General features: G+C 63.8%; 19 protein-coding genes. 11 read left to right on the top strand and 8 right to left on the bottom strand.

The window, feature by feature from the left end; translation table 11 throughout:
• Positions 1–52: 52 nt before the first annotated feature.
• On the bottom strand, positions 53–1315 hold the full coding sequence (locus tag ACTJKL_RS04495) for an SGNH/GDSL hydrolase family protein (RefSeq protein WP_100672928.1): 1263 nt from the start codon (positions 1313–1315) through the stop codon (positions 53–55).
• Positions 1316–1419: 104 nt separating this feature from the next.
• A complete protein-coding gene (locus ACTJKL_RS04490; RefSeq protein ID WP_100672929.1) occupies positions 1420–2637 on the bottom strand; it encodes a lytic murein transglycosylase in 1218 nt (405 codons plus the stop codon).
• Between the two features lie 300 nt (positions 2638–2937).
• On the opposite strand from ACTJKL_RS04490, the gene galU reads away from it, so the two are divergent.
• The gene (galU, locus tag ACTJKL_RS04485) at positions 2938–3825 is read left to right on the top strand and encodes a UTP--glucose-1-phosphate uridylyltransferase GalU (protein ID WP_100672930.1); all 888 of its coding nucleotides are present in this window, start codon (positions 2938–2940) and stop codon (positions 3823–3825) included.
• A 43-nt stretch (positions 3826–3868) separates the two neighbouring features.
• On the opposite strand, the gene ACTJKL_RS04480 is transcribed toward galU, so the two are convergent.
• From ACTJKL_RS04480 to ACTJKL_RS04460, 5 genes are all read right to left on the bottom strand, one after another.
• Positions 3869–5305: an outer membrane beta-barrel protein gene (locus ACTJKL_RS04480; RefSeq protein ID WP_440852263.1), complete on the bottom strand. Its 1437-nt coding sequence runs from the start codon at positions 5303–5305 to the stop codon at positions 3869–3871.
• Between the two features lie 99 nt (positions 5306–5404).
• Positions 5405–5860 carry an NfeD family protein gene (locus ACTJKL_RS04475; protein WP_127709051.1) on the bottom strand — a complete coding sequence of 152 codons (456 nt, stop codon included), beginning with the start codon at positions 5858–5860 and terminating at the stop codon, positions 5405–5407.
• 9 nt (positions 5861–5869) lie between these two features.
• The gene (locus ACTJKL_RS04470) at positions 5870–6856 is read right to left on the bottom strand and encodes an SPFH domain-containing protein (protein WP_018096774.1); all 987 of its coding nucleotides are present in this window, start codon (positions 6854–6856) and stop codon (positions 5870–5872) included.
• A gap of 144 nt (positions 6857–7000) precedes the next feature.
• On the bottom strand, positions 7001–8506 hold the full coding sequence (locus tag ACTJKL_RS04465) for a xylulokinase (RefSeq protein ID WP_440852262.1): 1506 nt from the start codon (positions 8504–8506) through the stop codon (positions 7001–7003).
• Positions 8507–8618: 112 nt separating this feature from the next.
• A complete protein-coding gene (locus tag ACTJKL_RS04460) occupies positions 8619–9605 on the bottom strand; it encodes a sugar-binding transcriptional regulator (protein ID WP_018096776.1) in 987 nt (328 codons plus the stop codon).
• Positions 9606–9718: 113 nt separating this feature from the next.
• Between ACTJKL_RS04460 and ACTJKL_RS04455 the strand changes: the two genes are divergently transcribed.
• The 10 genes from ACTJKL_RS04455 to ACTJKL_RS04410 all read left to right on the top strand — a co-directional run bounded on the left by ACTJKL_RS04455 (position 9719) and on the right by ACTJKL_RS04410 (position 22012).
• A complete protein-coding gene (locus ACTJKL_RS04455; RefSeq protein WP_440852261.1) occupies positions 9719–11074 on the top strand; it encodes a sn-glycerol-1-phosphate dehydrogenase in 1356 nt (451 codons plus the stop codon).
• Positions 11075–11078: 4 nt separating this feature from the next.
• Positions 11079–11891 carry an HAD-IIB family hydrolase gene (locus ACTJKL_RS04450; RefSeq protein ID WP_275597354.1) on the top strand — a complete coding sequence of 271 codons (813 nt, stop codon included), beginning with the start codon at positions 11079–11081 and terminating at the stop codon, positions 11889–11891.
• Entirely contained in the window at positions 11888–13423 is a 1536-nt protein-coding gene (gene glpD / locus ACTJKL_RS04445; protein ID WP_440852260.1) for a glycerol-3-phosphate dehydrogenase, read from the top strand. Before ACTJKL_RS04450 ends, glpD begins: the two co-directional genes overlap by 4 nt.
• 123 nt (positions 13424–13546) lie before the next feature.
• The gene (locus tag ACTJKL_RS04440; RefSeq protein ID WP_102762211.1) at positions 13547–14434 is read left to right on the top strand and encodes a carbohydrate ABC transporter permease; all 888 of its coding nucleotides are present in this window, start codon (positions 13547–13549) and stop codon (positions 14432–14434) included.
• Position 14435: 1 nt separating this feature from the next.
• The gene (locus ACTJKL_RS04435) at positions 14436–15317 is read left to right on the top strand and encodes a carbohydrate ABC transporter permease (protein WP_018096781.1); all 882 of its coding nucleotides are present in this window, start codon (positions 14436–14438) and stop codon (positions 15315–15317) included.
• Between the two features lie 68 nt (positions 15318–15385).
• Positions 15386–16882 (top strand): ABC transporter substrate-binding protein, encoded by a 1497-nt coding sequence (locus ACTJKL_RS04430; protein WP_324762327.1) that lies wholly within the window; start codon positions 15386–15388, stop codon positions 16880–16882.
• A 123-nt stretch (positions 16883–17005) separates the two neighbouring features.
• Entirely contained in the window at positions 17006–17731 is a 726-nt protein-coding gene (locus ACTJKL_RS04425) for an SDR family oxidoreductase (RefSeq protein WP_018096783.1), read from the top strand.
• Positions 17732–17781: 50 nt separating this feature from the next.
• Positions 17782–18846, top strand: coding sequence for an ABC transporter ATP-binding protein (locus ACTJKL_RS04420; RefSeq protein ID WP_440852259.1), 1065 nt, complete (start codon positions 17782–17784; stop codon positions 18844–18846).
• An 81-nt stretch (positions 18847–18927) separates the two neighbouring features.
• Positions 18928–20976 carry a bifunctional aldolase/short-chain dehydrogenase gene (locus ACTJKL_RS04415; protein ID WP_440852258.1) on the top strand — a complete coding sequence of 683 codons (2049 nt, stop codon included), beginning with the start codon at positions 18928–18930 and terminating at the stop codon, positions 20974–20976.
• Positions 20977–20995: 19 nt separating this feature from the next.
• Positions 20996–22012, top strand: a complete 1017-nt coding sequence (locus ACTJKL_RS04410; protein ID WP_411933232.1) for a glycerol-3-phosphate dehydrogenase — start codon at positions 20996–20998, stop codon at positions 22010–22012.
• A gap of 34 nt (positions 22013–22046) precedes the next feature.
• On the opposite strand, the gene hemH is transcribed toward ACTJKL_RS04410, so the two are convergent.
• On the bottom strand, positions 22047–23081 hold the full coding sequence (hemH, locus tag ACTJKL_RS04405) for a ferrochelatase (protein WP_440852257.1): 1035 nt from the start codon (positions 23079–23081) through the stop codon (positions 22047–22049).
• Between the last annotated feature and the right edge of the window lie 101 nt (positions 23082–23182).

Here is a 23182-nt window from a genome sequence, read left to right as displayed (position 1 = left end):
CAGGCGGATGAGGGGCGAAGGCGGTGTTCCTCCGGAGAGCCGCATTTGCGCATCAACGGGTAGAACTGCCCGGCGGTCCCTGCTTCGTCAGCCGGAAATCGTCGATACGTCCGGCCGGGGCGACGACCACCTCGCCCTTTTCGATGAGCCGGTCGCGCGGGCTCTTGCCCGTGCTCTTGAGGGGCGTGTCGCCGCCGAGAAGGGCGGTCGCTCCATCGAGTTCGGGATCGATCAGGCTGATCGGCTGCGTCTTGATGATATCTTCGTTGGCAAGCGGCTTGCTGACGACCAGGTCCTTCAGGCCTTCCGCACCGGGAACGTCCGTGGTCGCTGCCGCTTCGCCCAATAGCTTGCGAATGTCCTTTTCGACATAGAAGGCCAGTTTGCGCTTGCCGGCCTTCGTCAGGTTGATGCCGTCAGAACCCCTGAGTCGGACCTGCTGCCCGTTGATGTCGGAGCCGGTCAGGACGAACTTTCCCCCTTCATCGACGAAGCCATCCCAGATGTCGATGAACTGGCCGCCGACCTTCTCCACCTCTTCGCGGTAGATTCCGTTGAATGTCACCATGTCGGCGGTCATGGACGTCGATTGGAAGGGCGGCATTCCGACCCAGAGGACCGGAAGATTGTCCTTGCGCGCAAGCGTCGCCAGTGCGTTGACGCGCTTGCGGTATTCTTCCGTCCAGGCGTCGGTCCGGAACTTCTCCTGCACGTCGCCGATCCGCATCATCTGGCGATCATTGGCGCCAAGGCTCACGACGATGACGGCGGGCTTGAGTTCCGCGATGGCGTCCGGCAGCGCCTTGGGCCAGTCGAAATAGTCGTCGCGGACGATACCCGAGGAGCCGTTGGCGCGCGTCTCGATCACGATGCCGGGCGTGGTTTCGAACGCGACCTTCAAACCGTCGCCAAGGCTGCCGGCAACGAAGTCTCCGACGACCAGGACCTTCTTGGCGTCCGGAGATTTCTCCACGACGACCGGCGCGGGCGGCGGTGCCGCGGCGGGCCGCGGCTTGGCCCGGCTCGGGCGCGACTGCCGTGGCTCCGATGGTTGCGCTCGGCGCTTCTGTATGCGCTGCGGCCGTGGCTGGCGCCGAAGATCGTATTGATCCTCGTAATAGACGCGCCTTTGCGGCGTGAAGACGCCGAAGAGCCTTTGCAGCACGTTGCGTCGTGGCACCCGCTCCTGCGCCTCGGCCACAGTGGCAAAGAAACCGGCGGCGACCATCGCCGCAGCGCCGAGCAAGACGGGAGCCAGCCGAAGCAAACGCGAAAACAGTCCCTTCCCGCGGTATCGGATCGTCAGCATGATCATTTCACCGTCGAATGGCAGACATTCCCGCAACCATACGCCAGATCACGGCGATTGGCACCGTTTGATCGGGAATCGCCGTGATGAGAGAAAGCTGCGGGTGCGTTTCACCTGCGCAGGGCGCGCAACAGACGCTGTGTCGGCTCCCCGTCCGGCGCCAGGCCGTTCTGGGTCTGGAAGGCCTGGATTGCTGCTTTCGAGCCCGAGCCGAAGTTGCCGTCGACTTCGCCGTCGTAATAGCCGAGTTCCTTTAACCGGTTCTGCAGCTCGAATTTTTCGCTGATGTCGAGCGAACCGTCCGGACGCGGCCAGCGTTGCTGCATGCCGGCATATCCTGCGATCTGATCCGCAAGAAGCCCGACCCCGAGCGCGTAGGAATCGGAGGCGTTATAGCGCTTGATGACGAAGAAGTTCTTGGTCATCAAGAATCCGGGGCCGCTGCCGCCGCCGGGCAGCTTCAGTTCGGCCCGCATCTTCGGATTGCTGAAGCCCTTGCCGCCCGGGCGGGCGAAGCCGAGAGCCGCCCACTGGCCGAGCGTCTTGGTCTGGCCCGAATATTTCGCCGCATTGGCCGGCGGGACGACCTCGTAACCCCATGTTTCGCCGGGGCGCCAGCCGTTCTTCCGCAAGAGATTGGCAGCCGTTGCAAGCGCATCCGGCACCGAGTTCCAGATGTCCCGATGGCCGTTGCCGTCGGCGTCGACCGCATAGAGCAGATAGCTCGTCGGAATGAACTGGGTGTGTCCCATGGCGCCCGCCCAGGAACCCGTCAGCTCCCGCGGGGTGATGTCGCCGCTCTGCAGGATCTTCAGTGCCGCGATGAGCTGGGTCTTCGCAAATTTGGACCGCCTTGAATCGGCATAGGCAAGGGTCGCCAGCGCCCGCGGCACGTAATGCAGCCGGTCGTCTTTCTGGAGAATCGCGCCGTAGTTCGATTCCATCGACCAGATGGCGAGCAGGATGGATTTGTCGACGCCGTAGTGCCGTTCCAGGGCATTGAGCGTGCGGGCATGCTTCGCCGCCATTTCCTGTCCTATCCGCTTGGTATACGGATTGACACGCGCGTCGACATACTCCCAGATCTTGTGCTTGAATTCGGGCTGATAGGCGGCCTTCTCCAGCACGGCCGGATCAGGCGTCTTCACGCCGGCGAAGGCCTTGCGATAGGTCGCCTGGCTGATGCCGCTCTTGGCAGCCGTTGCATAGAAGTTATTGATCCAGTTTTGAAAACCCTGATCCGCACGCGCGGGCGACGACCCAAAAGCGGCGGCAACAACGAGAGCGGCGGCGATATGTCGGAAGAACGTCCTGCGGTTTTTCATCATCTGCTGTCGGTTCCGTTTCTCGGTGGAGCGTTCAGCCGGCGTTCATGCCGAACCGACTACTCCGAGGTTCGCAATTTGCCCGCACCAGGCCACTGGAAAGGGCAGTATGCGGTTCTTCTAGGGACCGGACGGCGGAAGCCGTATCGGTCGAGGGAGAAGCCTACAGAAACGAAGTCAACAAAGTCTTTACCATGAAAATACCGAGTCGTCTTCCTTCGCAAAAAATTGGCAGTCGGCGACTAAATCCAATTCAATTTTCCTGTTTCAGGCTAGACTGAGATGCACTGCAAGGAGGTGCCAATGACCGACAAGCGCAAAGTCCGCAAAGCCGTTTTCCCCGTTGCAGGTCTCGGGACCCGTTTCCTTCCCGCGACCAAGGCGGTTCCGAAGGAGATGCTGACGGTGGTGGACAAGCCGGTCATCCAATATGTCGTCGATGAGGCGCTCGAAGCCGGCATCGAGCATCTGATTTTCGTGACCGGCCGCAGCAAGGCGGTCATCGAGGACTATTTCGACATCCAGGTCGAATTGGACCAGACGCTGCGCGAGCGCAACAAGAAGGCGGAGATCGAGCTCCTCGAAGCCATGCTGCCGAAGGCCGGTACCACGAGCTTCACCCGTCAGCAGGCACCGCTGGGCCTCGGCCATGCCGTCTGGTGCGCCCGCGATCTCGTCGGCAACGAGCCCTTCGCGCTGCTCCTGCCCGACATGATCATGAAGGGCGAGAAGGGCTGCCTCAAGGGCATGGTCGAGCTCTACGAAGAGTCCGGCGGCAACGTCGTCGCGGTCGAGGAATGCGCGCCCGACCAGGCGCATAAATACGGGATCGTCGGCGTGGGCGAGACGGTCGGCGACGGTTTCCGGATCACCAAGATGGTCGAGAAACCGGCCAAGGGGACGGCTCCTTCGAACTTCTTCATCAATGGCCGCTACATCCTGCAGCCGGAGATTTTCCCGATCCTGGAAAAGCAGGAACGCGGCGCCGGCAACGAGATCCAGCTGACCGACGGCATGGTGAAGCTCGCCGAAGCCCAGGCCTTCGCCGCCTATCGCTTCCGCGGCGATACGTATGATTGCGGCGCCAAGGACGGCTTCATCCTGGCGAACGTCGCCTTCGCTCTCGAGCGCGGCGATATCCGCCCCATCGTGGAAGGACCGCTCAAGACGCTCCTGCAGGGTCTGAAGTAAGCTCGCGCGTAGCCGGGGAGGCCGCCCAACGCGGCCCTCCCGATCAGCGCCGGAGCGTCAGGCCGAGGCCAACCCGCGTGGTATCGGTCGAGCTACCCTCGTCCCTTTCCGTGCGCTCGTAGCTCACGTCTCCGGTGAGCGCGAGATAGCGGCTCATGTCCCAGGTGAGTCCGGCGCCGGTTCGCCAGGTCGTCTCGTCGGAGGCGGTGGCATCCGAAGGAAAATCGCGAAGGGTGAGACTGTTCGAAAGCCGGCCGACGAGGGTCGAACGCAACTGATGCGTGACCACGTTCGTCAGCTCGTAATTGATCGATCCCGCCTCGCCCGGAGTGGTCGAGGGATCGACATAGGTCAGCACGCCGAAAAGGACGTCGGTGCCGCGGTGCGGTGACCAGTTGACGCGGCCGTCGAGCGAGAATCCGCTGAGGTCGCCGAGCCGTTCGTCGTCGAAGCGGAAGGTCTCGTAACCGAGCGCCAGTTCACCGTTGAGCTTTTCGCCGAGATCGACCTCCATGCCGGCGCGGCCGGCATAGCTCTCATAGGAGCGCTCGAAGCCGAACGTATCCCGACGCAGATCATAGATCGATTTGCCGACGGAGGCCTCGAGGAAGGGGACGAGCGCCGGCGAAAGCTCGTAGCCGATCCGCCCCGTGAGGGTGCCGAGATTGCGGTCGCGATCCTCCTGCGAGAGCGTCGTCCCATTGTCGAGCTCGACATCGCCATAGGTGCGGCGCTCGAAATCCACGCCGAGCGAGCCGCGAATGAGACCGAGGTCGCGCTCGACCGCGGCGCCCAGGCGATAGCTATGGACGCCGGATTGGCTGTCTGCATTGGCGATGGCATTCGGGTCGTTCGCATCTTCGCGTTCGAAACTGTAGCCTGTCCTCAGCCTTGCAATGGTCTCCGCGCCGAGGTCGAGGCGCAGTTCCGCGTCGATGTCGGCGCGCGGCTCCTCCTGGCCCTCACCGGATATGTTGTCCTGGATCACGCCTTCGCCGGTCACGCTGAGCTGATGGCGGGACCAGTCGGAGGTCAGCGAACCCTTGAGCCCGGTCTCCATGAAGCTCCGGCTCTGACTGCTGCCGCCGTTCTTCTGCCGTTCGTGGTTGAAGGTCTCGCTGAGCGCCGGCTTCAGAACGAAGGTGCCGATGCGAATGCCGGGCGCCTGACCGTCATCGGGATCGATGCGCCTGCGCAGCCCGTCGATCGTCTCCTCGCGCCGGTTCAGGCGGTTGAAGTCCTCGTCCAGGGCAGGCGAAAGGTCGGTGCCGGCAAGGGCGCCGGTCTCCTGCGGGTCGATTAAGACCGGAAGCGGCTGGTCTGCTGAGGCGGCGACGGAGACGCCCGCCGGGGATGGATCGCCGAGGCTTTGCGCGCTCGCTGGCGCACAGGCGAGGAAAGCGCAGCCCGCCAGCAGCCATGCCGGCGGCTTCACACGCAAGGCGCCCGCCATCATCGAGCGTGAGATATTGGGCACCATGCGCCGTCTGTCCGCAATTTGATTGCAATCGTTTCGCAAACGTAAAGGCGCGTGGTTAACCAATCGTTTCTCTACCGCAGTTTCCGAACGCGGATGTGTTCAGATCTGCTCGACCGTCAGGTGGCGGCCGCTGCTCGCGACGATGCGCACGCGTGTGCCGACCGGAAGGTCGGGGCCCTCGACGGACCATGTCGTATCGTCGAGCCGCACGCGCCCGCGGCCCTCCTTGATCGGCTGCTCGAGCACTGCCGTCCGTCCGACGAGGCTTTCGCCGCGCCTGTTGAGCAGAGGCTCGTCGCTCTCGGCGGAAGAGGAGACGAAGCGCCGCCCGATAAGGACGGAAGCGACCGAGAGCAAAGCGAAGGCGACGAACTGCACCTGCCAACTCCAGAACGGCGCCTCCCAGAAGAAGAGCGAGAGGGCCCCGGTGACGAGCGCGGCAAGCGCGATCCACACGAGGAAGACGCCGGGCAGGATCAGCTCCGCCGCCAGCAGCAGGAGGCCTAGGACCCACCAGCTCCAGGGGCCGAGTTCGAGGATGATGCGCGTGATCATGGGCGATCCTCAGGGCGTTTCCGATGGAACGGAAGGACCGGTTCGGGGCGTGGACTGGCGCTGGCGCGGGGAGGACGCGGTGCCTTCACCGAAGACCTCCTTCGCGATCGCGCCTATGCCACCGAGCGAGCCGATGAGCGACGAGGCCTCCATCGGCATCAGGACGATCTTCTGGTTGCTCGCCGTTCCGATCGCGGCAAGGGCCTCGGTATATTTCTGCGCGACGAAATAGTTGATCGCCTGCACGTCGCCGGCTGCGATCGCCTCGGAGACCATCCGGGTTGCCTTGGCCTCCGCCTCGGCCAGGCGCTCGCGCGCCTCGGCCTCGCGGTAGGCGGCCTCGCGCTGTCCTTCGGCCTGGAGGATCGCCGATTGCTTCGCGCCTTCGGCACGCAGGATCTGCGCATTTCTGGAGCCCTCCGCTTCGAGCACCTGTGCGCGCTTCTCGCGTTCCGCCTTCATCTGCCGGGCCATGGCGTCGACCAGGTCTTTCGGCGGCGCGATGTCCTTGATCTCGATGCGGGTGATCTTGATGCCCCAGGGATTGGCGGCCTCGTCCACGACGTGGAGCAATCGATCGTTGATCGTGTCGCGGTTCGACAGGAGTTCGTCCAGATCCATCGAGCCCATGACGGAGCGGATGTTGGTCATCGTCAGGTTGAGGAGCGCGTTTTCCAGATTGGCGACCTGATAGGCCGCCTGTGCGGCGTTCAGGACCTGATAGAAGGCGACCGCATCCGCCGACACGCTCGCATTGTCCTTGGTGATGACCTCCTGCGTCGGAACGTCGAGCACCTGCTCCATCACGCTCAGCTTGGAACCGATGCGATCGATGAAGGGGACGATGAGATTAAGCCCCGGTTCCATCGTCCTCGTGTAACGGCCGAAACGCTCGACCGTATAGCGGTAGCCCTGCGGCACCGTCTTGATCCCGGCAAAGAGCACGAGGATCACGACAACGACGAATGCGACGACTGCGATATCCATACCGCCCATGATAGCCCCTTCCTTCTGCAACTCCAGCGTTTGGAGTCGCGCCCGAGTGATCAGGTGGCGATTCGCGGGGATAATTCAAGCGTGTCGGGAAGGTCCGCGCGTTTCTGCGATGCCGCACGGCCAAATGTCGTCAAGACAAATGGGTCAGGTGCCGTTATCGGCATGATCGAGGTGACGGATCGCGCGGTAGAGGTTTGCCTGCCGGCGGGACAGCGCCGCCCATGCTTCGGCGGTGGCTGGGCGCGGTTCGACCTGTTCGGCGAGGCGCGACATGGCGTCGGCGGCCTCGCTGAAATGCCCGTACCAGCCGGCGCCGACGGCAGCGGACATCCCGGCGCCGAGTGCGGAGGCCTCGTCGGAAAGGCTGCGAATGACAGGCAGTCCGCTGGCATCCGCGATCATCTGCCGCCAAAGCGGGCTGCCGGCGCCGCCGCCGATGACGAAGATCCGGTCGGCCAATACGCCCATCGATCTCATCTCGCGCAGGGACCGGACGAATTCCAGCGTAATGGCTTCCATCGAGGCACGGTAGAGATGGCCCATGCCCGTCTCAGGACCCATGCCGGTGAAGGCTGCGCGGGCATCCGCGTCCCAGTGCGGGTCCATGCAGCCCATGAGGTAGGAGCAGACGGTGACGCCACCGGAGCCGACACTCAGGCTGGCCGCGTCCGCTTCGAGCCTCTCGAAAATTGAGGGATCCGATCGTCCTCCGGCGAAGGTGTCCAGCAGCCAGTTGACGAAATAGGCGCCTGCGCGCTGGCAGCTTTCGAGCAGATAGCCTTCGCCGCTCGGCGAAACCAGGGTGCGCCAGTACCGGCTGAGCTTGCGCGTCGGGGTCCAGCAACCGCCGACGACGGCCGTGCCGAGATTGAGATAGACGACGCCCGGTTTGATCACATTGACTCCCAGGCCGGCGCAATGGCCGTCGCCGCCGCCGGCATAGACCGGCACCCCCGCGGCGAGGCCCGTCGCCGCCGCGGCATCCGCGGTTACCTGGCCGATCAGCGTACCGGGCCGGTAAAGCGGCGGCAGCTTGGCGAGCGGAATGCGGAGGTGGTCGAGAATCGCGCGGGACCATTGCTTCGTCTCGATATCGAGGAGCCCGAAGGGATCGCCGCTGGTCCAGCTTGCAGCGGCCTCGCCAGTCAGCTTCTGAGTCAGGTAATCATGTACGCTCAGTATCTGCGCCGCGCGGTCCAGCATTTCCGGCTCATACTGCCGATAATAGAAAAGGCGATACACGCAGGGAATGGTGTCGACCGGCTTGCCCGAGGTCGCATGCAGCCGCTCGGCGCCGAATTCGTCCGCGAGCAGCTGAACCACGTCCTGCGCGCGGCGGTCGAGCCAGAGGGTTGCCGGGCTGAGCGGCTTTCGGTCCTGGCCGAGCAGGACCATCGTTTCGCGCTGGTTCGAAATCGCAATACCGTCGACCCGGGCCGGATCGATCTGGCGCATGAGTGATGACAGCGCCTGGCAGGCGGCCGACCACCAGTCCTCGGCATCTTGCTCCGCCTTGAGCGGATGCGGCGTCGAGATGCGGTGCGGCGCGCGGCCCTCGGCACGCGGTGTGCCGTCCGCTGTCCAGGCGATGGCCTTGACGGATTGGGTCGATGAATCCAAGCCGATGACATAGCGTTCGTCCAGCTGCATGCGCACCTCCTCCACGGCTCAACATCATGCGGCCTCCTCAGACCGCACCACACGCGTTGGCCCTTCCTCCCGGCCGAGATCAGCCGCACCGGACGACCGGCGGTCGCCCTGATCACTTCGCCAGCAACGCCTCTCCCGTGGCGATGTCGGTTACGAAATGGGTGGCGTAGCCGGCTTCGAGCGTGGCGGTGATCGCGGCGATCTTGACCGCGCCTCCGGCCACGCAAATGCGGCTCGCCACCTGCTTCAGCTCGTCGAGCGAAATGCCGACCATCCTTTCATCGTGGTCTCCGCCGATCGCGGCACCATGCGCATCGATGAAGCGACCGATAATCACGGCCGTGGCACCGCGCGCGACATAGTCGTCTATCTCCTCCCGGCTTGCGATGCCGGAGGCCCGCACCGTGCTCTTCGGGCCGATGTCGCCGACGCCGAAGAGAATGCGGTTGGTCGAATGCACCAGATCCATCTGCTTCCTCAGCACCGGTTCGTTGAGCAACGCCGCCTTCAGCTCGCGCGTCGACAGAACGGCAGGCGCCAAAAGGTTGACGCAGCGGGCGTGGATGCGGTTCGAAAGCAGGGAGGTGCAGAGTTCGGGCGAGAAGTTGGGCTCGCCGGTCGAACTGCCGGAGACCTGCACCACGGTCAGATTTCCGACAGGGCGCGTCAGGGAAATGCGGTCTGCGACGGCGAGTACGGTGCGCCCCCAGGCGACGCCGATCGTATCGCCGTCCTCGATCTGGTCGGCCAACACGCGCGCGCCGGCTTCGCCGAGCCGCTGAGACAGGCTCTCCTCGTCACCGTTCGGGATGACGAAGGCGCCTTGAAGGCCGAACTTCTCCATCAGCGCGCGGGCGACGCTGGTGCGGCCGCCGGCCTTGGGGTTGATGTTCACGGAGACGATGCCGCGCTCGCGTGCCTCCTGCAGGTAATTGACGATGGTGGCTCGCGATACGTTGAGCTGCTTGGCGATCTCGCTCTGCGTCATCTGGTCGGCATAGTAGAGCCAGGCGGCCCACATCACCGCATCATCGAACTCGGTGGGTATCCCCGCCGTGGTTTCCTCGCCGGTCCTGCCGGAAGTCTTTTCCCTTGCCATGGCGCTATCTGGCAGAGCCTGATGGCATTTGTCAATCATATCTGGCATGTGTATTGACATATGCCAATCCATGTTGTCACATGCTACGAGGATTGAGAGCACGGAACGAGGGTATGGAAACGGCAAGCCAGCAGAACACCGCCGCATGTGCGCCCGAAGGACGCTGGGCGGTCCTCATCGACGACATTCTTGCCGGGAACTGGATCAACCCCGAAACGGGTAGGCCGGCCAGCGTTCCCTACGAGAAGATCGCCATTGCGGAATCGCTGGACGGAGCCGAGGCCGATCTCGTCGCCAGCCTCGGCTTGGGCGAACGCTATGCGGTGGTATCCGACGCAGCCACCTGGGATGCGATGGGCGGGCGCGTCGCATCCGCGCTGAAGAGCCTCGGTCCGGTCGATGCGGTCATTCTTGACCATCCGCATGCGGATATGGGTGCCGTGAGCGCGTTGACCGAAAGGCTTTCAGGGGCGGATGCCGTAATCGCGGTGGGTTCCGGCACGATCAACGACCTCTGCAAATTCGTCACCGGGCGCACCAATCGCCGATACGCCGTGTTCGCAACGGCCGCCTCGATGAACGGCTATACTTCCACGACTGCCTCCATCACCTTGGAAAACGGCCTGAAGGTCTCGCTTCCCTCGCATGCGCCGGCCGGCTTTTTCGTCGATCTCGCGGTCACTGCCGCGGCGCCTCGCTATCTCTCGGCGGCCGGTTTCGCCGATTGCCTCGTGCGCTCTGTCGCGCAAATCGACTGGTGGATGTCCCACCGGCTGACGGGCAGTCTCTATTCCAGCGTACCCTATATCCTCCAGGGTGCCGACGAGCGGGCGTTGAACGCACGTGCGGCGGGCATTGCCGAAGGTAGCATCGAGGCCAACGGCTACCTTCATCGCGTCCTGACGCTTTGCGGCTTTGGGGTCTCCTTCACCGGAATGTCGAACCACGGCTCGATGGGCGAGCATCAGATATCTCACTATATCGACTGCTTTGCCGGCGAAAATCATCCGGGCACGCTGCACGGCCAGCAGGTGGGGGTAGCAACGCTGACCATGGCGCGGCTGCAGCGCATCTTCCTCGACAGCGACAAGCCGCCGGTCGTCCGCCCCACGAAGATCGACCCTTCCGAGATGGCCCGGCGTATGGGCGACGACATCGCCGCCCAGTGCTACGCCGAAATCCAGCCGAAGATTTTCGATGCAGCTTCCGCCGGCGAGATCAACGAAAAGCTCTCCGAACTCTGGCCGACGCTGCGCCGGGAGCTGGAGGCTTTCGCACTGCCGGTGGCCGAGATGGAGAGACTTCTACGGGATGCCGGCGGCCCGATGACGGCGGCCGACCTCGGCCTGCCGGCCGATACCTACCGGGAGGCCGTGCTGCACTGCCGAGAGATGCGCAACCGTTACACCTTCCTCGATATCGCCGCCGACGCGGGCATCCTCGAGGATTTCGCCGCCGGGGAGGCGTGAGGCGATGCGCGCGGTTGCCGAGATGCCGATCGATGTCGCCGCCCGGATCAAGGTGCTCTTTGCCGACATCGACGACACACTGACCAACGAAGGCCGGCTGCCGGCCGCCGCTTACGACGCCGTCGAGCGCCTCGCCGAGGCGGGCGTTGCCGTTGCCCCGATTACCGGGCGACCGGCCGGCTGGTGCGACATGATCGCCCGCATGTGGCCGGTCGCGGGAGTGGTCGGCGAAAATGGCGCCTTCTATTTCGCCTACGACCAGACGGAGCATCGCATGCACCGCCGCTTCGCTATCGCCGAAGCCCAGCGTGCCGCCGACCGCGAGAAGCTCAGCCAGGTGAGCGCCCGTATCCTCGCGGAAGTGCGCGGCGCAGCGGTCTCTGCCGATCAGCTCTACCGAGAGGCCGATCTCGCCATCGATTTTTGCGAGGACGTGCCGGCGCTCCCGGCATCGGAGGTGGACCGGATCAAGCGCATCTTCGAGGAGGAGGGTGCCGTCGCCAAGATCTCTTCCATCCATGTCAACGGCTGGTATGGCGCCTATGACAAGCTGACCACGACGCGTCGCTTCGCCGCCGACATTCTGGGCGTCGACATCGACAGCGAGCGCGAGACGATCGTTTTCGTCGGCGACAGCCCGAACGATGCGCCTATGTTCGGCTTCTTCCCCAATGCCTGTGGCGTTGCGAACGTGCTCTCCTTCAAAGGTCGCATCGAGGCGGAGCCGGCCTATGTGGCGGCCCGCGAGGGAGGTCACGGCTTCGTCGAGGTTGCGAACCACATCCTCGACGCCCGGTCGGGGAGGGACGCGGCATGAAGGGAGCGGCCTTCGACATTGCCATTATCGGCGGCGGCATCAACGGAGCAGGCGTCGCCCGCGATGCGGCTGGCCGCGGTCTGAGGGTCCTGCTCACCGAACAATCCGACCTCGGTTCGGCCACATCCTCGGCCTCCACCAAGCTCATTCATGGTGGCCTGCGCTATCTGGAACACTACGAGTTTCGACTGGTCCGCCATGCTCTGGAAGAGCGCGAGCGGCTCTGGGGAATCGCGCCGCATATCATCTGGCCGCTGCGCTTCGTGTTGCCGCACCGCAAGGGATTGCGTCCCGCCTGGCTGCTGCGGCTCGGCCTGTTCCTCTACGATCATCTGGGCGGGCGCAAGCTCCTGCCGGCAACGCAGACCGTGCGGCTGAGGAACCACCCTGCAGGGGAGCCGCTGCGCGACGTCTCGTCAGTTGGGTTCGAATATTCCGACTGCTGGGTGCAGGATAACCGACTCGTCGTACTCAATGCGCGCGATGCGGCGATGAGAGGCGCCGAAATCAGGGTGCGTACACGCTGCGTCGCCGCGCGCCGCGAGGGCGGTCTCTGGCGGCTGACTTTCGAAGATGCCGAGACCGGCCTGAAGAGCGAAGCGACGGCTCGCGCCCTCGTCAACGCCGCGGGCCCCTGGGCCGACAGGATCGTGTCCGAGGTCGCGGGCGTCGGTGCGGCGGGCCGCGTACGCCTGGTTCAGGGCAGTCACATCGTCGTCAGGAAGCTCTACGAGCACGACCGCTGCTACATCTTTCAGAATCCGGACGGCCGCATCTTCTTCGCTATTCCCTATGAGGAGGATTTCACCCTCATAGGCACGACCGATCGGGATTACAGGCACGCTCCCGAAGAGGTCACCGCGTCGGCGGAGGAGATAGATTATCTGCTGACCGCAGCATCGTCCTATTTCCGTGCCGATCTTTCCGCAGCCGACGTCGTCTGGACCTATTCCGGCGTGCGCGCTCTGTTCGACGACGGCGCAGCCAACGCGCAGGAGACGACGCGCGATTACGTGCTGGAGCTCGATCGGCCAGAAGCGCAGGCGCCGATGCTCTCCATCGTCGGCGGCAAGATCACCACCTATCGCTGCCTGGCCGAGGATGTCCTGGAACAGCTCGCGACGGTCTTTCCCGAGTGGAACAGGCAGCGGGGCTGGACGGCGGCGCAGCCGCTTCCAGGCGGCGCCTTTCCGGTTGGAACGGCCGACGATCTCGCAAGAGCCATTCTCTCCGAGCATCCCTATCTCACCTGGCGGGAGGCGCGCCGACTGGTGCGTCATTACGGACTGGAGGCACGCGGCATTCTCGGCAAGGCGCGGGAGCGCGCCCAACTCGGCCGCGACTTCGGCGGCTCCATGACCGAGGCGGAGATCACCTTCCTGATGGAGCGCGAGTTTGCACTGACGGCTGCCGACGCAGTCTGGCGGCGCACGAAGTCGGGACTGCGGATGACGAGCGAGGAGATAGAGGCGCTCGACAGATACATGCAGGAACGGCGCCGCAGCGGCGAGGCGGCGCGCGCGGCAGGCTAGGACCGCTTCCGGGGAAGGCGGGCGCACGAGGGGAGACGACGGTGTTCCGCACCGTCGAATTGTCGGAGGGGACGGACCGGGGCGGGTTACCGCCGCGACTGGCGTCCGTGGGAGGAGAAGGCAATGTCGATTGCACAGGTAAAACGCATCGCGATCTCGGATTCGCCGTGGCCGTGGCTCCTGCCGCTTATCGCGCTGCTCGCCGTCTTCACCATCTATCCGTTCATCTACAATGTCTGGCTGAGCTTCCACGAATTCGTGCCGAAGAGCCGAGGACTCAAGTTCGTCGGCGTCGACAACTGGATTCAACTTTGGAACGACAGTCGCTTCTGGGGTGCACTTGGTGTCACGTTCCTCTATTTCGCCGTGGCCCTGACGATCGAAATCGTCCTCGGCATGGCGATCGCGCTTCTCCTCGACGCCGAACTGCCGGGTTTCGGGATGCTGCGCGCGGTGCTTTCGATGACGCTGGTCATCCCCCCCGCCATTGCCGGCATGATGTTTCTCCTGATGGAGGACTCGCAGTTCGGGGCGCTCTCCTATCTGCTGGGCCTCGTCGGCCTGCTCGACAAGGCGACGCCGATGCTTGCCACGTCCTCGCTCGCGCTGATCGGGGTTCTGATCGCGGAAGTCTGGCAATGGACGCCGTTCATGGTGCTGATCTTCCTGGCCGGGCTTCGCTCGCTGCCGGCGGAGCCTTACGAGGCGGCGATGATCGACGGCGCATCGTCCTGGCAGATGTTCCGCCGGCTGACGCTGCCGATGATGTCGCGCGTCATCGCCGTCGCGGTGCTGCTGCGCGGCATCGACCTATTCCGCGTGTTCGACTACGTCTTCGTCATGACCTCGGGCGGGCCAGGCACCGCCACCTACACGGTCAGCCTCTATGCCTGGCAGCAGACCTTCTCGTTTCTGAAGTGGGGCTACGGCGCCACGCTGAGTCTGACGAGCCTGATCATCGTCATGGTCATTGCCAACACATTCATCCGCGTTGCAAAGGTGAGGTGGTAACATGCATCAGAGCGCTTTCGCCCGCACGCTGCGCACCATTGCCGGTTGGCTCGTCGTCGGAGCCTTCTTCTTCCCGATCTATTTCTGGACATCGGTCGCCTTCCGCGACGCAAAGGACATCTTCAACTGGCCGCCGATTTTCTTCGGCTTCCAGCCGACCGTGAGGAATTTCGAGCAAGTCTTCGGCATATCGCTGGGTTTCGGCTTCGGCAGCCAGGAAGCCGTGACGCCGGGTGGCGGCAACTTCTACATGGGGCCGCGCCTTTGGGATTCGATCGTCGTCGCATCCTGCTCGACGGTGCTGGCGATCGTGGTCGCGACCCTTGCCTCCTATGCACTGTCGCGCATGCATTTCCGCGGCCGCCATGAATTCGTCAACTGGGTGCTGTCGACCCGCATGATGCCGCCGGTAGCGGTGGCGATCCCGATGTTCTTCATATTCAAGCAGTTCAACCTGCTCGATACCTATACGGGTGTCATCCTCGTGCACGGTCTCATGAACCTGCCGCTGGCGGTACTGCTTCTGAAGAGCTTCTTCGACGACATACCGGCGGAGATCGACGAGAGCGCGCTGCTCGACGGCGCGTCGCGCTGGACGATCTTCCGACGCATCGTGCTGCCGATGGCCAAGGGCGGCATCGCCGCTACCGCCGTACTTTGCTTCATCTTCTCGTGGACGGAGTTTCTCTTCGTCCTGACCCTGACGCAGACCGGGCTGAAGACCGTGCCGGTCGTGTCGTCGACCTTCGTGACATCGATCGGAACGGCCTGGGGCAACATGGCCGCCCTCGGGGCAGCGGCGATCGTGCCCGCCTTCGTCGTGATCCTGCTCGTTCAACGCCACCTCGTCCGTGGCCTGACGATGGGTTCGCTGAAGCAGTGAGAATGCGGCGCTCGCGCCGACAACAGGAGAGATCGGGGCCATTTCCGGCGCCGATAGAGGAGGAAGACATGAAAGAGAAAGACAGAAAGTTTTATCTCGCGTCTGTGACCGACCGCTTCGTCCGCGGCCAGATCGACCGCCGCAGCTTCCTGCGCGCCGCCGGCACGCTCGGCCTCGGCGCAACCGCGCTCGGAATGGGTTTCGGCAACCGCCCCTTCGGCCTAAGCAGGGCGCTCGCCCAGGAACAGCTTCAGCCGTCGGCCGAGGTGATCTCCTGGCTCAAGGACGTCGCCAAGCCCTTTGCGGGAACGACGTTGAAGCTCGCCACGGAATCCACTCCGCCGTCGAACGCCATCAACTCGCAGCTGAAGAAATATTTCGAGGAAGCGACCGGCATCAGGGTCGAGATCGAGGTCCTGCCGCTCGAACAGGTTCTGCAGAAGCTGACGCTCGACGTCGCCTCTTCGCTCGGAACCTACGATCTCTATTACATCGACCAGAGCTGGTCGGCATCCTTCAGCCAGGACGTGTTCGATCCGCGCGAGCAGCTTCAGGACAAGCCAGACCTCGCCATGCCGAACTACAACATCGACGATTTCATGCCGGCGCTCGTCGACGGCATCGCCAAGTATGAGGATCGCTGGGTTGGCGTTCCCTACGACATTCCCATCTTCATCATGATCTACCGCAAGGATATCTACGAAAAGCTCGGTCTCAAGGCGCCGACGACGTTCGAGGACCTGCTGAACAATTCCGCCGCCATCACGAAGGAAATGGGGCCGAACCTCTACGGCTATGCCGGGCAGATGAAGTCGGGCCACTATGCGCTGGAGTGTGAGTGGACCTCCATGCTCTGGGGAAATGGCGGCTCGATCTTCAATGCCGACAAGAAATTCGTCGGCAACGACGAACGGGGCATCGCCGCGCTCGACTATTACACCAGGCTCAAGGAAACCATGCCGCCGGGTGTCGACCAGTGGACCTGGGACGGCCAGGGCCAGGCGATCGCTCAGGGGGTTGCCGCCTCCATGCTCTCCTGGGGCGAGTTCTTTCCCTATTTCGACGATGCCAGCCAGACCAAGGTTTCCGGCCTCTGCGAGGCGGTCGTCCCGCCGCAGCCGGCCGCGCTCAGGAAGCCCGAAGAATGCGGCTACGGCGAAATCCCCGGTACCGGCCACCAGGGCGGTTCGTCGCTGGCGGTGTCCAGATATTCGAAAAGCCCGGATGCGGCGTGGATCTTCATGCAATGGGCCACCTGCGCCGACACGCAGGCCCTCATCACCACGCTCGGCGGCGGCACCGGCCCCACCCGCGCCTCGGTCTATGACGACCCGCGCGTCAAGGCCAATGCCCGGGTCGGCGCCGGCACGACCCGTCACTTGTCGGTCGTCCGCGAGACGATCGACAAATACATGGGCTCGGAACCGGACTTGCCGGAATGGGCGCAATTGTCGAGCGACACGATTCCCGTCGGCCTCGGCAAGTATTTCGCCGGCAGCTACGGCTCCTCCAAGGAGGCGATGGACGACATCGCCTCGCAGGTCGAAACCGTTCTGAAAGGCTGACTCACATCCGGATGGGGCGCCGCTGCATGTCGAAATGCGGCGGCGACATTGCGCCTCGGCAAGCGCGCGCCGTCTTAGCGGTGCCCCTTCCGGTCGGGACAAACGCAAAAACAGGGGATCACCATGCCCGAAAAACCGCTGATAGCGATCACTGGCGCCAGTTCCGGCATTGGAGAGGCCGTCGCCCGCGCCTTCTCCAAAGCCGGCCATCCGTTGCTGCTCATAGCCCGCAGGCTCGACCGGCTCGAGTCGCTGGACTTGCCCAATGCCGTTCTGAAGAAGGCGGACGTGCGCGATCGCGCCGCACTTGCGGATGCGGTCGGCGAAGCCGAGGCGAAGTTCGGGCCGGTCGACATGATGTTTGCCAATGCCGGCATCGCACGGCTCGGCGACATCGCCCGTCAGGCACCGGAAGAATGGGACGAGATGATCGACATAAACACCAAGGGTGTGATGAACAGCGTGCATGCGGTGCTATCCGGTATGATCGGGCGGAAGCAGGGAACGCTGGTGATGATGAGCTCGATCGCCGGACGCAAGGTCTACCCGGACCATACGGTCTATTGCGGCACAAAGTTCTTCGTCCACGCGGTGTCCGAAAGTCTGCGCGAATATCTGGCGCCGCACGACGTGCGCGTCATCGTCGTCTCCCCCGGCATCATCGAAACGGAGGTGCTGGACCACGTGAAGGACGAGACCACTCTTGCCAATTACAAGGCGAACAAGGCGGCGATCGGCGGCGGTATTTCAGCGGAAATCGTCGCGGACCTCATCCTCGACGCCTATCGGCTGCCGCAACGCGCGATCGTCCAGGAAATCGTCATCACGCCGACGCGGCAGAAGTATTGAGACAGAGCTGCCGCGACGGCCGGCCGAAACGAACAAGGGAGTAACGACCGATGGCGACCGTGGAATATCAGAATATCGGCAAGTCCTTCGGTGCCGTCACGATCATGCGCGACATCTCCTTCCGAATCGAGGACCACGAATTCGTGGTCCTGCTCGGACCGTCGGGCTGCGGCAAGACGACCTTGCTCAGAATGACGGCCGGCCTCGAGGCCGTCAGCGAAGGCGATCTCATGATCGGCGGAAAGCGTGTGAACGACGTGCATCCGCGTGACCGTTCGATCGCCATGGTCTTCCAGAACTACGCGCTCTATCCGACGATGAAGGTCTACGACAACATCGCCTTCAGCCTGGAAGTGGCGAAGGTTCCTTCCGCGGAGATCAAGGAGCGGGTGGAATGGGCGGCCGCAACCCTCAACCTCACCCCCTATCTCGATCGTTATCCTAGGGAGCTTTCCGGCGGCCAGCGCCAGCGCGTCGCCATGGGTCGCGCCATGGTGCGCGAGGCGGAGGTGTTCCTGTTCGACGAGCCGCTGTCGAATCTAGATGCCAAGCTGCGCGCTCATATGCGCACGGAAATCCGCCAGTTGCACAACCGGCTGAAGACCACCACTATCTACGTCACCCATGACCAGATCGAAGCCATGACCATGGCCGACAAGATCGTCGTCATGCGCGCGGGCAAGATCGAGCAGATCGGCTCGCCCGACGACGTCTACGACCGGCCCGCCAGCAAATATGTTGCAGACTTCATCGGCTCTTCGTCCATCAACTTCCTCCCCGGAACCGTGGTGGCGGACAATGGCGCTCCCGCCGTCGATACGGCGGCCGGCCGGCTGGCCGTGGAGGCGTCCCCGGCATTGAAGCCGGGCAGGAAGGTGGTCCTCGGCCTGCGCCCGACCGACGTGGTGGTCGATGCCGCAGGTCCGCTTGCAGCCAAAGCGATCCTCACCGAGCGGCTTGGCCATGACGCGCAGCTTTTCTGCCAGGGCCCGGAGGGAAGCTTCGTCGCTGTCGTCGACAAGGCGGAGCGGTTTTCGGAGGGCGCCGAGGTTCGCTTTGCGATCCCACCCTCCAAGGTGCACGTGTTCGATGCCGAGACCGAGGTCCGCATCTGACCGCTGCGGACCGGACATTACACGATTGATCGACTGGGAGCCGGCCGCTCGAACGCGGTGCCGGCCAGGAAAGGAACTGTCATGAAGTCGCGCTGGTTGGACTCCGAATTCACTTCGACCGTAGAGGGCTATGCCGCCAAAGGCGTCAATCGCGATCTTGCGGTCCGCACCTATACGACCCGGCTGCTGGGCTCCGATCCGGAATTGGTATTGCACGGCGGCGGAAACACATCGGTCAAGACCACGTTCAAAGAGATGGACGGCACCGAGGTGGAGGTACTCTGCGTCAAGGGCAGCGGATGGGACATGGGTACGATCGAGCCGCAGGGACTGCCGGCGGTGCGCTTGCAGCCGCTGCAGGCGATGATCGGCTTCGAGACGCTCTCCGACGACGACATGGTGATGCTCCAACGCCGCCTGCTCATCGATCCAGCTTCGCCCAACCCGTCGGTCGAAGCCATCCTGCATGCGATCCTTCCGTTCAAGCACATCGATCACACCCATGCGAATGCGATCGTTTCGCTCACCAATCAGCCGCATGGCGAAGAGTTGATCCGAGAGCTCTTTCCCGAGTCGATCATCGTTCCCTATGTGATGCCGGGCTTCGATCTGGCCAAGGCCTGCGATGCCGCCTTCAAGGCAAACCCGAAGGGCGACGGCATGATCCTGCTGAAGCACGGCATCTTCACCTGGTCGGACGAGCCACGAGAGGCCTATGAGGACATGATCGCCAAAATCGACAAGGCCGAGCGGCGTCTCTCCCAGGGCAGGGCGAAGCCGTTCGCGGGCATCGTCCTCCCCGACAACCTGGCTTCCGCCGCGGAGATTGCGCCGATCCTGCGCGGGGCTTTGGCGATCGAGACGGGCCTCGAAGGTACGCCGAAGCGGTTCGTTCTGGAGCACCGTACGGGCGAGAAGATCCTCGAATTCTGCAACGCCGAAAACGTCGATAGCCTGACGCGCCGCGGCAATGCGACACCGGAGCACGTGATCCACATCAAACGCTTCGGAGTGGCACTGCCGGCGCCGCAAAAGGACAGGCTCGGCGAATGGGCAGAGCAGGCGCGGGCGGCGGTTGCCGCCTTCGAGGCCGACTACAGGGACTATTTCGAGCGCAACAATGCCCGTGTCGGCGGTGGCAAGCGGATGCTCGACCCGAAGCCTCGGGTGTTTTATGTCGCCGGCATCGGCCTCTTCGCCGCCGGCGCGGCGCGAAAGAATGCGATCGTCGGTGCGGACGTGGCGGAAGCAACCATCGACGTCATCACCAAAGCGGAAGGCATCGAGGCGTTCGAGGCGCTCTCTGAGGCCGATCTCTTCGACATCGAATATTGGTCGCTTGAGCAGGTGAAGCTGGCAAAGGTGCAGGAAAGGCCTTTGACCCGACAGGTGGCGATCGTTACCGGCGCAGCAAGCGGGCTGGGCCTCGCGGTGGCAGAGGCACTGAAGGCGGAGGGTGCCGAACTCGCGCTCTTCGACATTTCCGAGGACGCGCTGAAGGCGGCTGCGAAAAAGCTCGGCGCGCTGCCGGTGCTGTGCGACGTGACCAATCCGGAGGCGGTAGACGCAGCCGTCGCCAAGGCCGTGGCGCATTATGGCGGTGTCGACATTCTGATCTCGAATGCCGGAGCCGCCTTCCAGGGCAAGCTGCTTGGCGTCGACGAGGCGACCTTCCGCAGAGCCTTCGACCTCAATTTCTGGAGCCATCACTATGTCGCGCGTGCCGTGGTGCGCGTTATGGAGCAGCAGAAAACGGGCGGCGCGCTGGTGTTCAACGTCTCCAAGCAAGCGGTGAATCCCGGCGCCGATTTCGGCCCCTACGGGACTTCAAAGGCGGCGCTGATGGCGCTGATGCGCCAATATGCGATCGAGCACGGCGGCTCCGGTATCACCTCGAACGCCGTCAATGCGGACCGTATCCGTACCGGCCTCATGACCGACAAGATGGTGGAGGAACGCTCGAAGGCGCGGGGCGTGACGCCGGAGGACTATATGCGAGGCAATATGCTTCGCCGCGAGGTGACAGGCGCCGACGTGGCGGCGGCCTTCGTGCATCTGGCCAAGGCACGGACCTCCACCGGCGCGGTCGTCACCGTCGACGGCGGCAATGTCGCCGCGATGATGCGCTGAACAGCGGCGGGGGGCGTATATGGCAACGATCCTCGTTTTAGGGGCAGGCGTCATGGGTACTGCCCTGGCCGTGCCTGCCAGCGACAACGGCCACAGGGTACTGCTGGCCGGCACGCCGCTCGACACGCTGCCTGTCACCAGGATGAAGGCGGGTGAAATCCACCCGAAGCTCGACGCGACGCTTGCCGAAACGGTGACGATCCTCGCGGACGAGGAACTCCGGACGGAACATGCCGACACGGCGGATCTCATCGTCGTCGGCGTCAGCAGCCCGGGTGTCGCCTGGGCGGCCGACCGGCTGAGCGGTCTGCTGCGCTCGAAAAAGCCGGTGGCTTTCGTGACGAAGGGTCTCGACCGCGAGGGTGAGCGGATCGTCACCTATGCCGAGACGCTGCCGCCGCGGATCGCCAATATGGAGAGCTTCATCGGCATCGGCGGGCCATGTATCGCGCGCGAGCTTGCCAACCGCTATCCGACGTCCAGCATCTATGCCAGCCGTGACAGGGCGGCCGCGGACTTCGCCGCGGGCTTGATGCGGACTCCTTATTACCGGCTCGCGGTGGGTGAGGATGTGACCGGCGTCGAGGCCTGCGCGGCGCTCAAGAATTTCTTCGCAATCGGTGTCAGCGCCATGCAGACCCGCTATCCGGACGGGCTGCGCGCCGACGGCCAGTCAAAAAACCCGACTGCGGCGGCCTTCAATCAGGCGGCTCAGGAAATGGCTTTGCTCTGCGAACGGATCGGCGGCAACCGTGCTTCCGCCTTCGACCGCGCCGGCATCGGCGATCTGCACGTGACGGTGGGCGGCGGACGCAACAGCCGGCTCGGTCATGGCCTCGGGCTTGGCCGAACCGTTGCGGACGTGATGTCGGGCGAGCTCGGCGGCGAAACGGTCGAAGGCATCGACACCGCAAGAATGGTCGGCTCGTTGCTGCGGCAAATCGACGATGCCGCCACCCTTCTGCCTCTCGCAACCGCCATTACGAACGCCATACTCGAGGACGGCGTATTCGTCTTCGACTTCGGGAGGATTTAGGTCGCGGCAATTCCCGGTCGGGAATGGCGCTGTTCTACAACCAACCTTCCAGCTCGCGGCGCACGACGTGGTTGAGCACCGCCATGCCCTCGGGGCTGTCGTTCAGGCAGGGGATATGGGCGAATTGTTCGCCGCCATTGTGGTGGAAGCTCTCGGCCGCCTGCCCGGCGATCTCTTCGAGCGTCTCCAGACAGTCGGAAACAAAGCCCGGATTGATGACGGCGATCTTCTTCACACCCTCCTTGGCCAGCCGTTCCACGGTGGCGTCCGTATAGGGTTGCAGCCACTCCTCGGGGCCGAATCGCGACTGGAAGGTCACCTGCAGCTTTTCTTTCGGCCAGCCAAGTTTTTCGCGCAGAAGGCGTGCGGTCTTCTGACACTGGCAATAATAGGGATCTCCCTTTTCGAAATAGCTTTTCGGGATCCCGTGGAACGAGGCGAGCACCAGCTCCGGCTCCCAGTCGAGCGTCGCGAGATGCTTGGTGATCGAGGTGGCCAGGGCATCGATGTAAACCGGGTCGTCGTGATAGGGCGGCACGGTTCTGAGCGCCGGCTGCCAGCGCATCTTGAGCAAGGCCTCGAAGGCCTTGTCGTTGACTGTGGCGGTGGTGGCGGCGGCATATTGCGGATAGAGCGGGAAGATGAGAATCCGCTCGCATCCGGCTTTCTGCAGCGCCTCTATGCGCGACGCGATGGAGGGCTGGCCATAGCGCATCGCCCAGTCGACGACGACCTGCGGCTGGCCGCCGAAGGCATCCGCCATCAGTGCCGCCTGATTGCGCGTATAGGTCCTGAGCCAGCTCTCGTTCAGCTCCTTGTTCCAGATGAGCTCGTAGGCCTTGCCGACCTTGCGCGGACGTGTGTTGAGCACGATGCCGTAGAGGATCGGGTACCAGAAGAGACGCGACCATTCGATCACCCGGCGGTCGCTCAGAAACTCCCGCAGATAGCGGCGCATCGAGGCGACGTCGGTGCCGTCCGGCGTGCCGAGATTGACGAGGAGCACGCCGACCTTTCCGTAGCTGACGGCGGGGTGATTGGTGTTCGGCTCGGCATCCATGGCGGTCATTTCGGTCCTCGTGAGGCGCGCACCTTTGCAAGGTGGTGGTCGCGCCGGCAGTTTCAAAGCCTTCTAAGAAGAAAAACCGGCGCGGGAAAGCCCGCGCCGGT

The organism is Sinorhizobium sp. 22678, from assembly GCF_052044265.1.
Taxonomy (GTDB): Bacteria; Pseudomonadota; Alphaproteobacteria; order Rhizobiales; family Rhizobiaceae; genus Sinorhizobium; species Sinorhizobium meliloti_A.
Note: the sequence above shows the minus strand (reverse complement) of the source record. Positions and strands in the feature narration are given on the sequence as shown.

Excerpts from the sequence above, each read along its gene's own strand:
- ACTJKL_RS04425 (WP_018096783.1), top strand. The coding sequence starts at position 17,006 with ATGCCCGAAAAACCGCTGATAGCGATCACTGGCGCCAGTTCCGGCATT.
- ACTJKL_RS04470 (WP_018096774.1), bottom strand. The coding sequence starts at position 6,856 with ATGGGCGGTATGGATATCGCAGTCGTCGCATTCGTCGTTGTCGTGATC.
- hemH (WP_440852257.1), bottom strand. The coding sequence starts at position 23,081 with ATGACCGCCATGGATGCCGAGCCGAACACCAATCACCCCGCCGTCAGC.
- ACTJKL_RS04430 (WP_324762327.1), top strand. The coding sequence starts at position 15,386 with ATGAAAGAGAAAGACAGAAAGTTTTATCTCGCGTCTGTGACCGACCGC.
- ACTJKL_RS04460 (WP_018096776.1), bottom strand. The coding sequence starts at position 9,605 with ATGGCAAGGGAAAAGACTTCCGGCAGGACCGGCGAGGAAACCACGGCG.
- ACTJKL_RS04435 (WP_018096781.1), top strand. The coding sequence starts at position 14,436 with ATGCATCAGAGCGCTTTCGCCCGCACGCTGCGCACCATTGCCGGTTGG.
- ACTJKL_RS04480 (WP_440852263.1), bottom strand. The coding sequence starts at position 5,305 with ATGGTGCCCAATATCTCACGCTCGATGATGGCGGGCGCCTTGCGTGTG.
- ACTJKL_RS04450 (WP_275597354.1), top strand. The coding sequence starts at position 11,079 with ATGCGCGCGGTTGCCGAGATGCCGATCGATGTCGCCGCCCGGATCAAG.
- galU (WP_100672930.1), top strand. The coding sequence starts at position 2,938 with ATGACCGACAAGCGCAAAGTCCGCAAAGCCGTTTTCCCCGTTGCAGGT.
- ACTJKL_RS04465 (WP_440852262.1), bottom strand. The coding sequence starts at position 8,506 with ATGCAGCTGGACGAACGCTATGTCATCGGCTTGGATTCATCGACCCAA.
- ACTJKL_RS04475 (WP_127709051.1), bottom strand. The coding sequence starts at position 5,860 with ATGATCACGCGCATCATCCTCGAACTCGGCCCCTGGAGCTGGTGGGTC.
- ACTJKL_RS04415 (WP_440852258.1), top strand. The coding sequence starts at position 18,928 with ATGAAGTCGCGCTGGTTGGACTCCGAATTCACTTCGACCGTAGAGGGC.
- ACTJKL_RS04495 (WP_100672928.1), bottom strand. The coding sequence starts at position 1,315 with ATGATCATGCTGACGATCCGATACCGCGGGAAGGGACTGTTTTCGCGT.
- ACTJKL_RS04410 (WP_411933232.1), top strand. The coding sequence starts at position 20,996 with ATGGCAACGATCCTCGTTTTAGGGGCAGGCGTCATGGGTACTGCCCTG.
- ACTJKL_RS04440 (WP_102762211.1), top strand. The coding sequence starts at position 13,547 with ATGTCGATTGCACAGGTAAAACGCATCGCGATCTCGGATTCGCCGTGG.
- ACTJKL_RS04455 (WP_440852261.1), top strand. The coding sequence starts at position 9,719 with ATGGAAACGGCAAGCCAGCAGAACACCGCCGCATGTGCGCCCGAAGGA.
- ACTJKL_RS04420 (WP_440852259.1), top strand. The coding sequence starts at position 17,782 with ATGGCGACCGTGGAATATCAGAATATCGGCAAGTCCTTCGGTGCCGTC.
- ACTJKL_RS04490 (WP_100672929.1), bottom strand. The coding sequence starts at position 2,637 with ATGATGAAAAACCGCAGGACGTTCTTCCGACATATCGCCGCCGCTCTC.
- glpD (WP_440852260.1), top strand. The coding sequence starts at position 11,888 with ATGAAGGGAGCGGCCTTCGACATTGCCATTATCGGCGGCGGCATCAAC.